Origin of the sequence: Pseudomonas sp. SBT1-2 (genome assembly GCF_028640875.1) — a bacterium.
Lineage (GTDB): Bacteria > Pseudomonadota > Gammaproteobacteria > Pseudomonadales > Pseudomonadaceae > Aquipseudomonas > Aquipseudomonas chlororaphis_I.
Genome location: NZ_JAQZAA010000109.1, coordinates 139,242 through 157,688 on the forward strand (window position 1 = coordinate 139,242; position 18,447 = coordinate 157,688).

Sequence of the window (18,447 nt, forward strand, 5' to 3'; positions counted from 1 at the left end):
AATACCATGGGTGTGTATGACTACAAAAACCTCGGCACAGAAGATTCAAAGGCGCTGTTTTCCGATGCGCTGGCGATCACGCTGTATTCCTACCACAACCTCGATAACGGCTTTTCCGCCGGTTATCAGCAGTACGGTTTCGGCCTGGGCCTACCGGCGACCCTGGTCACGGCGCTGATCGGCAGCAGCGATTCGCAAGGGGTGATTCCGGGCGTGCCGTGGAACCCCGACTCGGAGAAAGCCGCGCTGGAGGCGGTGCAAAAGGCCGGCTGGACGCCAATCGGCGCTTCCCAGCTGGGCTACGACGGCAAGACCGACTTCAGGGGCACCTACTACGGGGAAAAGGCCGGCTACACCACCGCCCAGGCCGAAGTGCTCGGCAAGTACGACGACCAGGGCCACCTGACCTCCATCGGCATTGCCTTTCGCGGCACCAGCGGCCCCCGTGAATCGGTGATCGGTGACTCCATCGGCGATGTGATCAACGACCTGATGGCGGCGTTCGGGCCCAAGGACTACGCGAAGAACTACGCCGGCGAAGCCTTCGGCAAGCTGCTCGCCGATGTCGCGGCCTTCGCCCAGGCCAACGGCCTGACGGGCAAGGACATCCTGGTCAGTGGCCACAGCCTCGGCGGCCTGGCGGTCAACAGCCTGGCGGACCTGAGCGGCGATCACTGGTCGGGGTTCTACCAGGATGCCAGCTATGTCGCCTACGCCTCGCCGACCCAGAGCGCGGGGGACAAGGTGTTGAACATCGGCTACGAAAACGACCCGGTGTTCCGCGCCCTCGACGGCTCTTCGTTCAACCTGGCGTCCCTCGGCGTGCACGACACGGCGCAGGAATCGGCGACCAACAACATCGTCAGCTTCAACGACCATTACGCTTCGGCGGCCTGGAACCTGCTGCCGTTTTCCATCCTGAATATTCCGACCTGGCTGTCGCACCTGCCCACCGGCTACGGCGACGGCATGACGCGGATCCTCGAGTCGAAGTTCTACGACCTGACGAGCAAGGACTCGACCATCATCGTCGCCAACCTGTCGGACCCGGCCCGGGCCACCACCTGGGTCCAGGACCTCAACCGCAATGCCGAGACCCACAAGGGCAGCACCTTCATCATCGGCACCGACAGCAACGACCTGATCCAGGGCGGCCAGGGCAACGACTACCTGGAAGGCCGCGCGGGCAACGACACCTTCCGCGACGCCGGTGGCTACAACATCCTGCTGGGCGGGCAGGGCAGCAACACCCTGGACCTGCAGCAGTCGGTGAAGAACTTCAGCTTCGCCAACGACGGCGCCGGCACCCTGTATGTGCGCGATGCCAATGGCGGCATCAGCATCACCCGCGATATCGGTGCGATCACCAGCAAGGAGCCGGGCTTCCTCTGGGGGCTGTTCAAGGACGACGTGACCCACAACGTCACCGACAAGGGCCTGCTGGCGGGGAGCAACCTGACCCAGTACGCCTCTTCGGTGAAGGGCGACGCCGCGGCCAATACCCTGACCGCCCACGCTGGCGGCGACTGGCTGTTCGGCCTGGACGGCGATGACCACCTGATCGGCGGCCAGGGCAACGATGTGCTGGTCGGTGGCGCGGGTAACGATTTGCTGCAGGCGGGCGGCGGCGGCAATACCTTCCTGTTCAGCGGCGACTTCGGCCAGGACCGCGTGCTGGGCTACCAGAGCAGCGACAAACTGGTGTTCCTCGGCGTCGAAGGCGTCGTCGCCAACGACGACTTCCGCGCCCATGCCAGCACGGTGGGCAACGATACCCTGCTGACCTTCGGTGGCGACTCGGTGACCCTGGTAGGGGTCAGCCTGGACAGCCTCAACGGCGCGAGTATCACCATCGCCTGAAGCCAGACCGCGCGGGGTGGCGATTTTGCCTCGCGCGGTCACGGATTTTCCCTCGGCAGCACTTCTCGCCAAAGCAAGGGGATTCGCCCGTAGGGTGACCCGCAAGCCTGGAAATGACTCCAATACCTGCCCAGCTGCGACGCGGCGTTCGATAGAGCATCGACTCAGCGCCAGGCGGGGTGATGGCGCGTGTGCGTTCCAGGGCCATTAAAGTCCGCAGGAGCTGGCGCGTTATCAAGGCAGGCGGCCGCAGCCCAGGTAGCGGCCAATGCTCATTCAACGGCAACAGTGACAGCAGGAGAACTACAAGGTGAGTGATAACCAGAGGTATGGCATCGGTCTGGCGCTGGTCCTGATAGCAGGCAGCGTCATGGCCGAGGACTTGCCTCAGCAATCGATCCTGAAGCGCTACGGCGTGACCCCGGACCAGCTCCCGGCCGCTGCGCCGGCCACCGACAAGCAAGTAGAGCCCGAGCCGAGCAGCCGCTTTCATATCGACGCGGAACGGCCTTGGGCGAGCGTGACTCTGGGGGAGGGTAAAAAGCCTGAAACCACCGGCAATATCAGCATCGATAATGCGGCCGCCCGGGAATTCGAGCGTTGCCAGCGGGTGCGTGGAGAGCTGCAGAAGCGTGGGGAACAGCGATACATTTCCTGCGATAACAGCGTGCCGGGGCAGAATTCGGCACCCTGGTCGCCCTGAGGGCGACCAGGTTCGATCGGCTCAGTCCTCCTGGCGGACGGTGGCGACATCGGCCGCCTTGATGCGGATCTTCTTGCCGGCGATGTCTTCGAATTCGTAGAACCCGTCGGCGGTCTTGGCGTTAGGCATGTCCTTGGTCAGGTATTGCGTGCCGTTCTGCAGGGTCACCACGGTCGGCGAGGCGCAGCCGCCCAGTGCCAGGAAGGCTGCAACGGCCAACGGCAGGCCCAGGTATTTGACGTTCATAGACAAACCTCTCTTCATGAATCTCTGTGAGTCCACCCATGATTGGCGGCTCGCGACTATATGGCTATCCGCCCTTGGTGTGATTAACCGCAAGAAAGTTCTGCGGCCCCGTAAAAAAACCTGTAACGCCACTTATCCAATAGTGTTTGCCAGGGCAGGTCGGCAGCTGTTATCTGTATGCATAACCAGTATCCACCTCTTTGCGGCGCGCTTGTCCTGTGACTTCCAACCCTCTGGAAAACCCTCTTTATTACCTGCACAACTTCCAGCAGGTGCTGGCCTGGCTCGAGCTGCGCTATGCCGATGTGCTGTCACCTGAAGAGCTTAGCTTCATTGCCGACTTCGCGGCCCTGGCCCAGCCATCCCAGGCTCTGCTGGTGCGCATGATCATGCGCAAGGGCTGTCATTTTCGCATGTCCCGGCTGGTCTATGAAGAAATCGGTGATACCCGCGCGGCCGTCGCGCCGCTGGTGCGCCTGGGTTGGGTCGACGAACACGCGCCGCTGACCCTGGAAGAGCTGTTCAACCTGTTGCAGAAGGCGGAAATCCTCCACGGTTTTCGCCCGGTGATCGAGCAGCCGAAGGCCCGCAAGTCCGACTGGCTGGCGGCGCTGGCGCCGCTGTTCGACGAGCCGCGGAGCCTGGACCAATGGTGCCCGGGGCTGGAAGACGGGGTGTGCAGCCTGACGGTCATGGCGCTGTGCGACCGCTTGCGCCTGATGTTCTTCGGCAACCTGTACCAGGACTGGTCGGAGTTCGTGCTGGCCGACCTGGGCATCTTCACCTACGAGAAGGTCGAGTTCCGCGACGACGCCCGGGCCCTGCGCAGCCGCGCCGATGTCGAGGGTTTTGTGTACCTGGAGGACTGTCGGCAGCGCTTCGAAAGCGGTGAAGCGCTGGATGAGGTGCTGGCGAGCATCCAGGCGTTCGCCAGTGACAACCCCTGGCTGCAGCGGCGCCGGGCCAAGCTGCTGTTCCTGCTGGGGCAGCACTGTGAGCGGCTCGCGCAATGGCCGCTGGCGGCCGCCATCTACCAGGCCTGCGCTTATCCCGGGGCGAGAGCGCGGCTGATCCGCGTCTTCGAGCGCAGCGGCGATTACCCGCAGGCGCTGGCCCTGGCCGAGGCGGCGGCACTGGCCCCGTACAACGCGGCCGAGCAGCAGCAACTGCTGCGCCTGCTGCCCAGGCTGCGGCGCAAACTCGGCGGCCCGGCCACGCCGCGTGGCGGCACCCGGCCGACGCTGCGCCTGGACCTCAGCCTGCCGCGGGTCGATCCAGAGCTGTCGGTGGAGTTCCATGTGCAGGCCCATCTCCACGAGGAGCAGGCGCCGGTGCACTACGTGGAGAACAGCCTGATCAATTCGCTGTTCGGGCTGCTCTGCTGGCCGGCGATCTTCGCGCCGCTGCCCGGGGCGTTCTTCCATCCGTTCCAGCGCGGCCCGGCGGACCTGTTGAGCGAGGACTTCCACAGCCGGCGCACCGAGCTGTTCCAGGCCTGCCTGGCGGAGCTGGATGACGGGCGTTATGTGCAGACCATCCGCCAGCGTTACCTCGACAAGTGGGGCGTGCAATCGCCTTTCGTGTTCTGGGGCGCCCTCAGCGAAGAGCTGCTGGAGCAGGCCCTGGCCTGCCTGCCGGCCGAGCACCTCAAGCACTGGTTCGACCGCCTGCTGCAGGACATCAAGGCCAACCGCGCCGGCATGCCGGACCTGATCCAGTTCTGGCCGCAGCAGAAAACCTACCGGATGATCGAGGTCAAGGGCCCTGGCGACCGCCTGCAGGACAACCAGCTGCGCTGGCTGGAGTTCTGCCAGCAGCACCAGATGCCGGTGGCGGTCTGCTACGTGCAATGGGCGGAGCAGGGCGCGTGAACTACCGCATCGCGGTACGGGCGCTGTGCGAATTCACCGCCAAGGTCGGCGACCTCGACCTGCGCTTCACGCCGTCGCCCACCGCGCTGGAAGGCATCCAGGGCCACCGCACGGTGGCGGCGCGGCGCAGCGCGAACTATCGGAGCGAAGTGTCCCTCGAAGGCAGCTTCGGCGCGTTGACCGTCAAGGGCAGGGCGGACGGCTACGACCCGGACGCCAACCTGCTGGAAGAGATCAAGACCTACCGCGGCGACCTGGAGCGCATGCCGGCCAACCATCGCCAGCTGCATTGGGCCCAGGCGAAAATCTATGGCTGGCTGCTGTGCCAGCAGTTGCAACTGAGCAGCATCCGTCTGGCCTTGGTGTACTTCGACATCCTCAGCGAGCGCGAGACGTCGCTGGTGGAAGAGCACGGGGCCGAGGCCCTGGAGCAGTTCTTCAACCAGCAATGCAGCCTGTTCCTGCAATGGGCCGAACAGGAACTGGCCCACCGGCACGCCCGCGACCAGGCCATGGCGGCGTTGAGTTTCCCCCATCCCGACTTCCGTCCGGGGCAGCGCAGCCTGGCCGAGTCGGTGTACAAGGCGGTGAGCACCGGGCGCTGCCTGATGGCCCAGGCGCCGACCGGGATCGGCAAGACCCTGGGCACGGTGTTTCCCATGCTCAAGGCGATGCCGGGGCAGCAACTGGACAAGCTGTTCTTCCTCACCGCCAAGACCCCGGGACGCAAACTGGCGCTGGATGCCGCCGAGGTGCTGTTCGAGCGCCGCCCCGGGCTGCCGTTGCGAGTGCTGGAACTGGTGGCCCGGGACAAGGCCTGCGAGCATCCGGAACTGGCCTGTCATGGCGAGTCCTGTCCGTTGGCCAAGGGTTTCTACGACCGTCTGCCGGCGGCGCGGCAGGCGGCGAGCCAGGTGTCGCTGCTGGACCAGCAGGCGGTGCGCGAGATCGCCCTGGAGCATGGGCTGTGCCCGTATTACCTGAGCCAGGAAATGGCCCGCTGGAGCGATCTGCTGGTGGCGGACTACAACTACTACTTCGATTTCAGCGCCTTGCTGTTCGGCCTGGCGCAGGCCAACCAATGGAAGGTCGCCGCGCTGGTGGACGAAGCCCATAACCTGGTGGAGCGCGGGCGCTCGATGTACAGCGCCAGCCTCGACCAGTACCAGTTGAACACCGTGCGTCAGGTCGCCCCGGAGCCGCTGAAGAAGCCGCTGCAACGGCTCAACCGCGAATGGAATGCCTTGCACAAGGAGCAGTCGCGGCCGTACCAGGCCTATGACCAGGCGCCGGCCCCGTTGCTCAAGGCGCTGTCGCTGTGTATCTCGGCGATCGGCGATTACCTCAACGACCATCCGCAAGGGCTGGACAGTCGGTTGCAGGGCTTCTATTTCGACGCCCTGCAATTCGCCCGGGTGGCCGAACTGTTCGACGAGCAGTTCCTGTTCGATATCAGCAAGCGCGAACTCAATGCCCGCCGCAGCCTGTCCGAGTTGTGCCTGCGCAACGTGGTGCCGGCGGGCTTCCTGGCGCCGCGGCTGAGTGCGGCGCGCAGTACGGTGCTGTTCTCGGCGACGCTCAATCCCTGGCATTACTACCGCGACCTGCTGGGGCTGCCGGAGACCACGGTGTGGGTGGATGTCGAGTCGCCGTTCAGTGCCGCGCAGCTGGACGTGCACATCGTCAGCCGGATCTCCACCCGTTTTGCCCATCGCCAGGCGTCCCTGGCGCCCATCGTCGAGCTGATCGCCAGCCAGTTCCGCCGGCGCCCCGGCAATTACCTGGCGTTCTTCAGCAGCTTCGATTACTTGCAACAGGTGGCCAGCCTGCTGGCCGAACAGCACCCGGATATTCCTCTGTGGCAGCAGTCCCGCGGGATGGATGAAGGGCAACGCCAGGCGTTTCTCGAGCGCTTCGACGCCGATGGCCAGGGAGTGGGTTTCGCCGTGCTGGGCGGGGCGTTCGGCGAGGGCATCGACCTGCCGGGTTCGCGCTTGATCGGCGCCTTTATCGCCACCCTCGGCCTGGCCCAGTTGAACCCGGTGAACGAGCAGTTGAAACAGCGCATGGCGGCGATTTTTGGCGCCGGTTACGACTACACCTACCTGTACCCCGGCCTGCAGAAGGTGGTGCAGGCCGCGGGCCGGGTGATTCGCAGCCAGCAGGACCGTGGCGTGGTGATGCTGATCGACGACCGCTTCGCCGAGCCCAGGGTCCGGCAATTGCTGCCGGGCTGGTGGTCGCTCGACGCCCCGGGCGGCGAGGCGCTTCAGGGCGCCGGGTAGGCGGCGTCGCGGATCTCCCGGGTAAAGGCCCCCGACATGCCCTCGAAAGCGGTGTTGGTCAGCGCCACCACGGTCAGCCTGGCCTGGGGGTCGACGAACCAACTGTGGCCGTAGGCGCCGCCCCATTGCAGGGTGCCCCTGGATTGCGGGGTGCCGGCCAGGGCCGGATCGTCCAGCACCGCCCAGCCGTAGCCGAAGCCCCAGCCCGGCCCCTGGGTCTGGGCCTGGGCGCCGACCTGATCGGTCATCATCGCCTGCACACTGCGCGCGGAAAGCAGCGGGCCGCCACCCTGGCGCAAGGTGTCGAGAAAACGCGCCACATCCATGGCGGTACCGGCCATGCCGGCGCCACCGGAGGGGTAGGAGCGCGGGTCGAAGATCCGCTGGAGGGAGAACCGCGTGGTACTTTCGCCGACCCTGATCGCCGCTTCGTCCTGCATCCGGCTCGGCCGCGGACGGTCATCGCGGTACACCGCGCCGAGGCGGGCAGGATCCTTGACCGAGAACGCGGTGTCGTTCATGTCCAGAGGCTTGGTGAGCAGTTCCTCGGTCAGGGTCGGCAGGCTTTTGCCGCTGGCCTTTTCCAGCACGGCGCCCAGTACGTCGATGGCCATGGAATAGCGCCATTGCGTGCCCGGTGGATAACTCAAGGGCACGCTGGCAATGCGTTTGAGGTTGTCTTCCAGGCTCATGCCCGGCTCGGCCAGGCCATCCGACACCCCCGCCGTGCGATACGCCCCGTGCTCGGCCTCGAGAAAGCCGTAGCTCAGGCCGGCGGTGTGGGTCAGCAACTGCTTGAGGGTGATCGGCGGTTGCGTGCCATCGGCCAGCGTTGGGCGGAAATCCGGCAGCCATTGGCTGACTGTGTCGTCCAACGACAGCGTGCCCTGTTCCACCAGGCGCATGGCGACCGCGGACACCATGGGCTTGGTGACGGACGCCAGGCGCAGGATGGTGTCGCCGGTCATGGGCCGGGCCGCTTCGCGGTCGGCGAAACCGGCGGCGCGCTGGTACACCACCTGGCCGTCGCGCATCACCACCACCACGGTGCCGACGATCCGCTGTTCGTCGATGGCCCGTTCGATGGCCGTGTCCATGCGCCTGCCGAGTTCCTCGTCCGGCGTGGCGGCGCTGGCCAGCGAAGCGCCGAGGGTGGCGGCCAGGGCAAGCAGACCTTTACAGGTTCGATCCATGGGAGGAAGCCTCTATAATCACAGTGTTCGTTATGATTAACCGGCATTTGTTCTAATTTCAATAGTGATCACTATGATAAATAACCCTGCTGCCGTGGTGCGCCGTCGTGGACGGCCGATTGCCTTTGATCGCGACCAGGTCCTGGCCCTGGCGGCCGAGGTGTTCTGGCGCCTGGGTTATGAAGGCGCCTCGATGCCGGAGTTGTCGGCGGCCATGGGCATCACGGTGCAAAGCCTGTATGCGGCGTTCAGGTCCAAGGCCGAGCTTTACCAGCAGGCGCTGCTGCATTACCAGCGCAGCACCGGCGCCTTTGCCGAGCGGGCACTGCGCGAGGAAGCGGACGTGGTGGACGGTTTTCTCCGCCTGCTGCGCGAGGCGGCTCATGAGTACAGCCTGCCGGGCCGGCCGCGGGGCTGCATGATCTCCACCGCGACCCTGACCTGCGCGGTGGAAAACGACGCTATCCGTGAATTTGTCAGTGCCCTGAGGGCCAACACCCTCCAGGCCTTTGAAGCGCATATCGAGCAGGGCATCGCCAGCGGGCAACTGCGCGCCGATACCCAGGCCGTGGCGCTGGCCCGGTATATCGGGGCGATCATTCAAGGCATGTCGGTACAGGCCCAGGATGGCGCGGATTGCGCAGCGTTGCTGGCGATCGGCGAGTTGGCGGGACGGGAAATACAGCGGGCCAGGGCCTGACGGGATGCCCGCCAATAAGCGAGCCTCAGCGGTTGCCGAGGCCTGTGCCGTCCTGTGAGACGCGGATGAACCGACGCAGGGTTTCACCGGGCCCGGTGCGGAACTCGGTGGGCCTGGGTTGGCCCTCGTCCGCGGCGATGAAGACGAATTCATCGCCTTCGAGTCGATAGCTGGCCGGCAAGTGCTTGCCGGTGTCGGCACCCATGGAATCGACCCAGGTAATGGACTTCGGCGTGGTCCGGGTATCGAGGGTAAAACTACCCGCGAGCAACAGCTCGCCTTCAAGCGTCACGACACGGAACCCTTGCCCCTGGATCAGGGTAAGGGCGCCTGGGGCGCCATGTTCGTCAGGTGGGTTGCTGACCCCGTTGTCCTCGTACTCCACCTGTTCCCAGGCACCTTGAAGCTGTTGCAGATCGAACTGGTCGTCGCCGGTCATCGCCGTTCGGGCCTTCTGTCTTCGCTGGGTGAAAGGGGCGGGGTCAGTTGAAGATGTTGCGACCGATGCAGTACGTCAGCAGGTCCTGGTCGCTCTCGACTTCCAGCTTGCGCATGGCGGAGATTTTCTGTGCGCTGATGGTCTTCGAACTGCGGTTCTGGCTTCGGGCAATGTCACTGACGCTCTTGCCGGAAACGAACAGCCGCAGGATTTCAAACTCCTTGGGCGAGAGCATGGAAATCCGGTCGTCGATGCTTGCATTGGACTCGATGACCGAGCTCGGCGCAGGTTCGATACTCTGATAGGAACCTCTTTCGACGATGGTCTTGAGCGCCACCTGGATTTCATTGTGCAGCTGGCTTTTCTGGATCACCCCGACCACCCCCAGCTCATGCAGGCGTGTAAGGATCAACTGGTTGGAGATCATGGTCAGGATCAGTACCTGCAGGCGCGGGAAGTGGCGCTTGAGGTACTCGACCAGCTTGAGGCCGTCGCCGTAGGGAGAATCCCCGGGCATGTTGTAATCGGTAATGACGATATCGACCGGTTGTTGCTCGAGGATTTCGATCAAGCCCTGTGAGCTGATGGCTTCACCGACTATTTCAAAGTTGCTTTCTCGTTCCATCAACTCGCGAACGCCGAGCAGAACAATCGGGTGATCGTCGGCGATGACTACTTTAAATTTTTCCATGACTAGCCACTCGTAATACGCCGGTTGGTAAGGAGAAAGAATAAGGGATTGCGTTCATCAAATCTTGTCGCGTCTCATTCAAGTGCATTAAGAATATCCGTCAAGCTTTGTATCAGGCTTTTCACCTCAAGGGTCACGGAAGAAGTCGTCGCGCTTTGCAGTATCCGGGACTCCAGTTCGGCACAGTTTTTCGCCAGCGTGCTCAACTGCACGGCACCCAGCGCGCCGGCGGCGCTGTGCAGTCGCTCGGCGAGCCGCTTGGCATCCTGGGCGTCGAGGGCGTCGGTCACGCTCTGGATATCCTGGCGCATGGTGGTAATGAACAGCGCACGCATTTTCGGAGACAGCTCGATCATGGTGTCGCCGGTCGCGGGGGGAGGCGTTGCATCGATCATCGGTTGCGGTTCCTGGGCAGGCGCGTTCGCGCAGAGATTCGACAGGTAGTGGTGCAGCGTCTGCAGGCTCAAGGGTTTGACCAGCCAGGCATTCATGCCGACAGCCATGCAGCGGGCACCTTCTTCGCGCAGGGCATTGGCCGTGACCCCGACGATCGGAATTTCCCGGTCGCGCTCACGCAGGGCCCGGGTCAGTTCATAACCGTTGAGCAGCGGCATGTTCACATCGGTCAGCACCAGGTCGAACACCTGCGGCTGCCAGAGCTGCAAGGCTTCTTCGCCGTTGGAGGCGGCGGTCACCGTGCAGCCCAGGGCTTCGAGTTGCTCCTTGATGATCGCCTGATTGATCGCGTTGTCCTCGGCCACCAGTATATGCAGGCCGAGCCTGCTGCTCAGGTCGTATTCGGGAGCGGCGGGCGCAATGGTTTTCCCATGCAGGGTCAGGGAGACGGCCCTGGCAATGGCCCGCACATCATGGGCATCCACGCTGCAGCCTGGCTTTGGCTGTGCCGGCGGGTGTTCGCCGCTGGCGCACAGGACCCGGGGGCCGGCCCAGGCGGGCAGGTTGTCGGAGGGCAGGACATCGACCAGCAGGTTGGCCTGGCGCGACTCTTCGACAAAGGCCGGCAATGGCTTGGCGACCACGCCGAGGCGATTCAGCCAGTCGCAGGTGCTCTGCGTCAGCTCCACGGCGGGCGCCCGCACATACACCGCCTGGGTGGTCGGCAGGATGTCCGCGCAGCCATCCAGCGAGCCCGGCATGACCTTCAGCCCCAGCCGCAGCGAGAAGCTGCTGCCCAGGCCGGGCTCGCTGACCACGCGTATCTGGCCGTCCATCATTTCCGTCAACCAGCGGCATATCGCCAGGCCGAGCCCGGCACCGGCCTCGCTGGAAGCGTCGCGTACCTGGTAGAAGGTGTCGAACAGCCGCTCCTGCTGGGCTGGCGAGATGCCGATGCCGGAGTCGGTGACCTGCCATTCCAGGCTGGCCTGGCCCTCCACGGATTCCAGGACCCTGACCCGCAGCACGACACGCCCGGTGTCGGTGAACTTGATGGCATTGCTGAGCAGGTTGTTGAGGATCTGGCGGATCCGTATCGGGTCGCCCTGCAACTGGTCGGGCAACGTTGCATCGACACAGGCGTACAGCAGCAAGCCCTTGTTTTCGGCGAAGACACTGTAGGCATGCAGCGTGTCCTCGATCATCTGCAACGGGCAGAACGCCTGGGACTCGATCGCCATCTGCCCGGATTCGATCTTGGAAATGTCCAGCACATCGCTGATCAATTGGAACAGGGTGCTGGACGAGCGCTGGATGGTTTGCAGGTGTTCGCGCTGCCGCGCATCCAGGCGCGTCAGCCCGAGCAGTTCCAGGGTGCCCAGCACGCCGTAGAGCGGGGTGCGTATTTCGTGGCTCATGGTGGCGAGGAACAGGGTCTTGGCTTCGCTCGCCGCATCGGCGGAGCGTCGCGCCTGTTCCAGCATGGCCGCGCCCTCGATATGGCTGGTCACGTCGTGGAAGGCACAAAGCACGGCATCCTCGCCCTGGTAACGGGTGGGCACGAACCCTACCTGCAGGTGGGTACCGTCAATGTCCAGCCGGGTTTCACCGGCGACGGACAGGTCCTGCCGGTTCTCCAGGGCCATCCGCAGTTTTGTGCTGCCTTGCCACTGCTGGGCTTTGCGGTTTTCCAGCAGGACCTTGAAGTCCGAGCGACGCACCACGCACAGGCCGGTGGGCGCGCTATCGATCACGGCCCGGCTGAAGGCCTCGCTTTCGGCGGTGCGTTGGTAAGCCTCGTAGACCGGTTTGACGATGCGCGACTGATACCGGCGACTGACCAGCCAGCCACAGCCGATGCCGCCGATCAGCAAGGCCAGCAAGACCGGCAAGGGCCACAGGGTGTAGTTGAAGTAGCTCTTGAAACCGATGGTGTAGAGGGCGGTCCAGGGCTCGGCGGAGTTGCTCGAGACTTTGAAGACCATGCCGTCGCCGGTGATGTTCAGCCCGTCATGCAGCACGTCGCCCGGTTGCAGCGAACCGCTCAGCACCTTGCCGGAGGGGGCGATCAGTGTCACATGGTCATAGGTCGACCACGGCATGAGTCGCTTGATGTCACTGACCAGGTCCATGCTCAACAGCGACGCAATGCCGACCGGGTTGCCGGCGTCCTGGACGCCTGACCCTTGCGGCCCGAGGTGGGCGCTGACATAGGCCAGCAGCCGGACGGGGGCCTCGTTGGCCTGATGCGGGACCAGGGGTTCCCAATCGACCACGCCATCGGCCCGTGCCGGATCGTTCGCCAGCAGCAGCTTGAGTGTTTGCAGGACGAGTGCCTTGTTGGGGGTGTCGTTTTTCCAGAGCGGGTCCCGTGAATGCCCGGCTGCCGGAATGCCGATATTGAAGCTGTCCTCGACATCGAACAGAAAAAACGGTGGTGACTGGTAATGGGAAGTGGACCAGAAGGCGCTGTAGTAGTCGGTCAGGTGCTCTCCCAGATCGGATAGCCTGGCCAAGGTGTCAGGTGCGATGTTCTGTTGGTTGACGGACAGGCTGAAGGGCGTGGAAAAGGCGAATTCCTGGCCCAGGTAGTTGTGCAATCCCTCTTCGGGCAAGGCGCTTTTCAGGTACGAACCCGAGTCGCTGGAGCGCAAGGGGACCTGGGTGCCTTGTACGGCGACGCCACGGAGGAAGTCTTCATGTTCGCGGATGTCTTCCATCATCCGCGCAAAGTGCGCCTTGAACCTGTCGTGTTGTTCTTCGAGCAGTTTGTGCGACGACCAGTAACTGATGGCGATCAACAGCAGGGTCAAGCCGAGAAAAATCAACAATCCCTTGTTCAGGCGAGTCGAGTATCGTTTCAGATTCTCGAGAAGCGTGTCCTGGTGGTTCATCACTGGTATCCAAAAAAGCATGAAAAAGTCGAAGCCTTGAGGATTTTACCTTTAAACAACGACTTGTCAGTGATGTGGGGCATGTAATCCTGAAGGGTGGGTGTCCTCGGTTCAATAACTGGCGGCTGGACCGTCGTTCACCAGCAGCTGTTGAAACTGTTCGGAGGGGACTGCGCGAGAGATCAGGAACCCCTGCACCTGGCTACAGTCGATCTTGCGCAACAGCGCCAACTCCTCGGCGCTTTCCACGCCTTCGGCGACCACGGTCAGGCCCAGTTGGCGACCCAGGGCAATGATGCTGGTCAGGGCCTTGGTCAGTTCTTCGCTGGCATGGCATCCCTGGACCAGGGCGCGATCGATCTTCAGCTCGGTGAACGGGGTGGAAACCAGGTTCATGTACGAGCTGTAGCCCTTGCCGAAGTCGTCCTGGGACAAGCCGAAGCCCTTGATGCGCAAGCGGCAGGCGCCGGCATAGAAGTTACTGATGTCCTGGGGCACCGAACATTCCATGAGTTCGAAACAGATCTGCCCCGGTACGCCCTGATGTTCCATGACAAAGTCGAACAGGCGGTCCGCCAGGTCGTGGCTGTTGAGCAGATGGGTCGGCAGGTTGATCGACACCGGAATGTCGTAGTCATGCTGGCGCCAGCGGGCCTGGGCCTGGATCGCCTGGCGCAGGACCAGCCACAGCAGCTCCTCCTCGAGATCGAAGGACTTGAGGGCGGGCAGGAAGGCGTCGGGGAGCAGCATGCCCTGTGTCGGATGCATCCAGCGGACCAGGGCTTCGGCGGCGACGATGCGGCCGTTGAACAGCGATTTCTTGGGTTGGAACCAGGCCTCGAATTGCTCTTCCTGGATGGCCTGGGCCAGCGCGGCCCGATTGAGCATGGCGGTCGGCAAGGGGCGTGGCGAGCTCGGCTGCGAGATGCTCAGCTGGGTGGTCAGGGTTTGCAGGGCGGCGAGGTTCACCGGTTTCGAAATCAGGCCGATGACTTTCACCCCGAGGTTCTTGGCGACCAGGCTGGCGCTCATCAGCATGCGCCGCGAAGCCGAGCTCATGATCGCCAGCGCCGGCTTGGAGTGCAGGGCCGCCAGTCCCTGGATGAACTGTACGCCATCCATTCCCGGCATCAACAGGTCGGTGAGCACCAGGTCGAACTTGCGCCATTTCAAGCGTTCCAGCGCCTCTTCGCCATCCCTTGCGCCTTCCAGGTAATAGGGGCCCAGCTCACCGAACAGATGCTGCAGGTACATGTGCTGGAAGGGATGGTCTTCAACGATCAATATGCTACAGGGCTTCATTCTTCGCTCTTTCATAGGGCGCTAGGTAATTGAACAGGGCGCGTAATGCAAAAGGTTTGACCAGGCAATGGTTCATTCCGGCCGCCAGACATTGCTCTTCTTCTCCACGCATCGCGTTGGCCGTGGCACCGATGATCGGGACCGTACAGCCACGGCGTCGCAACTCCTTGGCCAGTTCATAGCCATTCATCACGGGCATGTTGACGTCAGTGAGGACCAGGTCGAACCGCTCGGGGTTCCACATCGACAGGGCTTCCTCGCCGTTCGACGCAAGCTCCACGCTGCAGCCCAGCTCTTCGAGCTGATCCCTGAGGATCAACTGGTTGATGACGTTGTCTTCGGCCACCAGCACCTTCAGGTCCAGTTGCTTCAGCGTCCAGTGTTCGTTGTGGTTCTCGGCCTTGGCCACCCACAGCCCCTGGGCCTGGCTGACCGCCTGGTGAATGGAGCGCAGGTGGTTCAGGTTCACGTGCCAGCACCCGGTACGAACCTGCGGTTCGTTGTTGCCGGTGCCGGTGGCGAGGATCAGCGGACCGGGCCAGTCCGGTTGCAGGCGTTGTTCCAGTTCGCCGGGGTGGACCTCCACCAGCAGGCAATCGCTGGTCGGGGCGATCTTCGAGGGATGGCACAGCTGCACCCGGGCTCCCCACTGGCGCAGCCAGCCGCCGATGGACTCCGCGAGCTCCCGCACGCTGGACATCACATAGATGGTTTCCGGCAGCAGCTGGGTGGCGGGCAGGGTGACCGGCCCGTCGATCGCGGCTTCCAGGGGCAGGGTGAGGGAGAAGCTGCTGCCCAGCCCCAGTTCGCTGACCATGCGCAGGCTGCCGTTCATCAATTGCGTGAGGCGCTGGCAGATAGGCAGGCCCAGGCCGGTGCCCGCCACCACGTTGGTATTGCCGCCGGTTTGATAGAAGGGTTCGAAGATCAGCGGCTGATGATCCTGGGCAATGCCTTTGCCGGTGTCGGAAACCTGCCACAGGATGCTGGAGCGCTCGCCATCGCGGCTCAGCAGGTTGACCCGCAGCACGATGCGCCCCAGGTCGGTGAACTTCACCGCGTTGTTGAGCAGGTTGCTGAGGATCTGCCGGATGCGGGTGACGTCGCCGATCAGGCGCTCGGGGATCTGCGGGTCCACGCAGGAATAGAGCAGCAGGCCCTTGTTCGACGCGGCGGCGGAATAGCCCTGGATCAGCTCGTGGACCAGGTCCAGCGGCGAGAACTCATTCAGCTCCAGGGCCAGTTGCCCGGCTTCGATCTTGGACACGTCCAGCACATCGCAGATCAGCTGCAACAGGGTCGAGGAAGAACACTCGATGGCGCGCAGGTAGTCGCGCTGCTGGGTATCCAGCTGGGTACGCGCGAGCAGCTCCAGGGTGCCCAGCACGCCATACAGCGGGGTGCGTATTTCATGGCTCATGGTGGCGAGGAACAGGGTTTTGGCTTCGTTGGCGGCGTCGGCCATCTGCCGGGCTTCTTCCAGCGCGGCTTCCACCTGCTTGCGCGCACTGATGTCGCTGAAGGCGCAGAACAACACGTCTTCGCCCTTGTAGCGGGTGGGCGCGGAGCTCAGGTAAAGGTGGCGCCCATCGGCGGTCTCGAAGTAGTCGAAGCGGTTCGGTTCGTGGCTCTTGAAGGCTTGCTGGATCCAGCCGGCGCAGAGTATTTCCCGTTCGATACCGTCGCCCAGCCACTGCTGCGCCAGGGTGTTTTCCAGGACCACCTGGCCATCGGTACGCCGCAGCACGCACAAGGCCACGGGCGCGGTCTGGATCACGTCGCGGCTGAACAGCTCGCTCTCGACCAGGGCCTGGATACGGCTCAGCGCAGGAGTGATGAAGCGGTGCTCGATGCGGCGGGTCAGCAGGCAGATCAGGCTGATGCTGAACAGGCAGAACACCAGGGCGCCGGCCAGCTGGGGCCAGAGCGCGATCAGCAGCGACTGCAGGCTGAAGGAGTAGACCAGTTGCCAGTCGGAGGTCATCAGTTGCTTGCGGATCACCAGGTGATCGGGCCACCAGCGGCTGCCGACAAAACCGAAGAAGTTGCTGCCTTGCAGTTGCTGCAGGGCCTGCCCCAGGCGTCCGGCCGGAGTGTTGGTGAACAGCAGCGCGCCTTCGGAGTTGAACATCATGAACTCGCCGGCGCTCTGGTCGCTGAGGGCCTTGAGCACTTCCCGCCCATCCATTTCCAGGCCCAGCCAGCCGGAGTCATCGGTGCGCTCGTCGAGCCGGGTGAAAATGTACAGCTGCGAAGTCTGCGTGGACGGGTCGGTGAGCCACAGCTCGTTGGTGTCCGGATGCTCTCCATGGTTGAGCGCCTCAAGCTTGGAGAGGATGGTCCTGGGCAGGTTGGGGGAGGTCGGGTTGCTGCTGTAGAGGCGCATGACCCGGGCCTCGGGACCGGGGCTCACATACAGCAGGTTGACCTGCTTGGCCTTGAAGTATTCGCGCATGCGCACGCTTAGCCAGATGCTCCATGGGTCATCAAGGTCGCCCAGTTGCAGGTGCAGTTCTTCGGTGGAGGGCAGGTACACCAGGGCCTGGGCCTGCTTGGAGCGGCGTACCGCGGACAGGCTGAGGCTTTCCAGCAAGGCCTCGCGGCTGGTGAAGAAGGTCTGGGCTTCGGCGATGGCGCTGCTCATGTAGCCGCGGCGCCGGGAAATGTCGTTGCTGAGGGTGGAATTGAGGAAGTTGTAGACGGCTCCGAGGATACCAACCAAAAGAATGAGCGCGAAAAGACGCAGCAACCTGCTAGCGGCTTCAGGACTGGAAAATACGGGACTGATCTGATGAAGGTAGGTCTTTAATCTCATGGACCCACTCTAAATAAACCCTCCTTAATCCGGGATAGGACGATCCTTAAAGTCGCTGGTATTTCGCCGCTTCCAGCCTTGTCGACGACGAAAAGAGCCTGGCACGGGTGCCAGGTTTTTTCGCTGCGGTGCCGCTCGCGACCGGATCAGACCACTGCCAGTCGCTGCTTGCGCAGTGGCGCGGGGAAGGCCTGGTCGATGGCCGCCAGGTCTTCGTCGTGCAAGCGCAACCCGGCCGCCTCGGCGTTCAGCCGGACATGCTCGGGGTGCACCGCCTTGGGAATGGCGATCACACCTTCCTGGCGCAGGACCCAGGCCAGGGAAACCTGGGCCGTGGTCACGCCATGGCGTTCGGCGACCTGCTGCAGCGCGGGGTGGCGCAGCAGCTTGCCGGCCTGGGCGATAGGGCAGTAAGCCATGAGCGGCAAGCGCTGCTGTTGCGCGGCGGGCAGCAGGTCGAATTCGATGCCGCGTTCCTCGATGTTGTACAGCACCTGGTTGGTGGCGCAGGCCGGGCTCGCCAGTTCCTCGAGGTCATCGAGGTCGAAATTGGAAACGCCCCAGCGGCCGATCTTGCCGTCTTCGCGCAGGCGTTCGAAGGCTTCCAGCGTTTCTTCAAGAGGGTATTGGCCACGCCAATGCAGCAGGTACAGATCGATATAGTCGGTCCCCAGGCGCCGCAGGCTGCGGTCGCAGGCTTGGGGAATGCCTTTGCGGCTGGCGTTGTGCGGGTACACCTTGCTGACCAGGAACACCCGGTCGCGCTGGCCGGTGATGGCGGCGCCAACCACTTCCTCCGCGCCGCCCTCGGCATACATCTCGGCGGTATCGATCAGGCTCATGCCCCGTTCGATACCGGCCTGCAATGCGGCAATCTCGGCGTTGCGCTGGTGGCGCTCCTCGCCCATGCGCCAGGTACCCTGGCCAATCACCGGGACGGGCACGCCCGCCAGATCGAGTGTTCGCATGACAATCTCCTGAAAGGGTTAGCAAGGACCCAGAGAAGCAAAGGCGCGGTTGCCGGTCAAGGTAACGAAGTGAGGGAGGCGATC

The 18,447-nt window shown here is 63.6% G+C and carries 13 protein-coding genes; 5 read left to right on the forward strand and 8 right to left on the reverse strand.

The features are described 5' to 3' along the window. Window positions 1-6 precede the first annotated feature (6 nt). Together PVZ78_RS24300 and PVZ78_RS24305 are read left to right on the forward strand one after the other, a co-directional pair. Window positions 7-1,860 (forward strand): polyurethane esterase, encoded by a 1,854-nt coding sequence (locus PVZ78_RS24300; protein ID WP_273829394.1) that lies wholly within the window; start codon window positions 7-9, stop codon window positions 1,858-1,860. 310 nt (window positions 1,861-2,170) lie between these two features. Beyond that, entirely contained in the window at window positions 2,171-2,563 is a 393-nt protein-coding gene (locus tag PVZ78_RS24305; RefSeq protein ID WP_016705125.1) for a hypothetical protein, read from the forward strand. Between the two features lie 21 nt (window positions 2,564-2,584). On the opposite strand, the gene PVZ78_RS24310 is transcribed toward PVZ78_RS24305, so the two are convergent. After that, window positions 2,585-2,809: a YgdI/YgdR family lipoprotein gene (locus tag PVZ78_RS24310; protein ID WP_007922767.1), complete on the reverse strand. Its 225-nt coding sequence runs from the start codon at window positions 2,807-2,809 to the stop codon at window positions 2,585-2,587. Between the two features lie 218 nt (window positions 2,810-3,027). Here PVZ78_RS24310 and PVZ78_RS24315 point away from each other — a divergent pair, with 218 nt between their 5' ends. Continuing rightward, window positions 3,028-4,680 carry a VRR-NUC domain-containing protein gene (locus PVZ78_RS24315; RefSeq protein ID WP_101282569.1) on the forward strand — a complete coding sequence of 551 codons (1,653 nt, stop codon included), beginning with the start codon at window positions 3,028-3,030 and terminating at the stop codon, window positions 4,678-4,680. After that, window positions 4,677-6,965 (forward strand): ATP-dependent DNA helicase, encoded by a 2,289-nt coding sequence (locus tag PVZ78_RS24320; RefSeq protein WP_273829395.1) that lies wholly within the window; start codon window positions 4,677-4,679, stop codon window positions 6,963-6,965. The genes PVZ78_RS24315 and PVZ78_RS24320 overlap by 4 nt, the downstream gene beginning before the upstream one ends. On the opposite strand, the gene PVZ78_RS24325 is transcribed toward PVZ78_RS24320, so the two are convergent. Next, complete coding sequence (locus PVZ78_RS24325; protein WP_041983606.1) at window positions 6,950-8,158, reverse strand: serine hydrolase domain-containing protein; 1,209 nt, start codon at window positions 8,156-8,158, stop codon at window positions 6,950-6,952. The genes PVZ78_RS24320 and PVZ78_RS24325 overlap by 16 nt on opposite strands. A 73-nt stretch (window positions 8,159-8,231) precedes the next feature. Between PVZ78_RS24325 and PVZ78_RS24330 the strand changes: the two genes are divergently transcribed. Beyond that, window positions 8,232-8,858, forward strand: a complete 627-nt coding sequence (locus PVZ78_RS24330; RefSeq protein ID WP_009049207.1) for a TetR/AcrR family transcriptional regulator — start codon at window positions 8,232-8,234, stop codon at window positions 8,856-8,858. Between the two features lie 25 nt (window positions 8,859-8,883). Here the strand turns inward: PVZ78_RS24330 and PVZ78_RS24335 are convergent, their stop codons facing one another. The 6 genes from PVZ78_RS24335 to PVZ78_RS24360 form a co-directional block, all read right to left on the reverse strand. Continuing rightward, window positions 8,884-9,297, reverse strand: coding sequence for a TIGR03067 domain-containing protein (locus PVZ78_RS24335; protein WP_028684103.1), 414 nt, complete (start codon window positions 9,295-9,297; stop codon window positions 8,884-8,886). Between the two features lie 43 nt (window positions 9,298-9,340). Next, window positions 9,341-9,988, reverse strand: coding sequence for a response regulator (locus PVZ78_RS24340; protein WP_009049205.1), 648 nt, complete (start codon window positions 9,986-9,988; stop codon window positions 9,341-9,343). A gap of 74 nt (window positions 9,989-10,062) precedes the next feature. Continuing rightward, window positions 10,063-13,278: a hybrid sensor histidine kinase/response regulator gene (locus PVZ78_RS24345; RefSeq protein ID WP_103330683.1), complete on the reverse strand. Its 3,216-nt coding sequence runs from the start codon at window positions 13,276-13,278 to the stop codon at window positions 10,063-10,065. Window positions 13,279-13,389: 111 nt separating this feature from the next. Then, window positions 13,390-14,580 (reverse strand): EAL domain-containing response regulator, encoded by a 1,191-nt coding sequence (locus tag PVZ78_RS24350; protein ID WP_009049203.1) that lies wholly within the window; start codon window positions 14,578-14,580, stop codon window positions 13,390-13,392. After that, window positions 14,567-17,395: a response regulator gene (locus PVZ78_RS24355; RefSeq protein WP_016705133.1), complete on the reverse strand. Its 2,829-nt coding sequence runs from the start codon at window positions 17,393-17,395 to the stop codon at window positions 14,567-14,569. The genes PVZ78_RS24350 and PVZ78_RS24355 overlap by 14 nt, the downstream gene beginning before the upstream one ends. 146 nt (window positions 17,396-17,541) lie before the next feature. Next, entirely contained in the window at window positions 17,542-18,363 is an 822-nt protein-coding gene (locus tag PVZ78_RS24360) for an aldo/keto reductase (protein WP_009049201.1), read from the reverse strand. Between the last annotated feature and the right edge of the window lie 84 nt (window positions 18,364-18,447).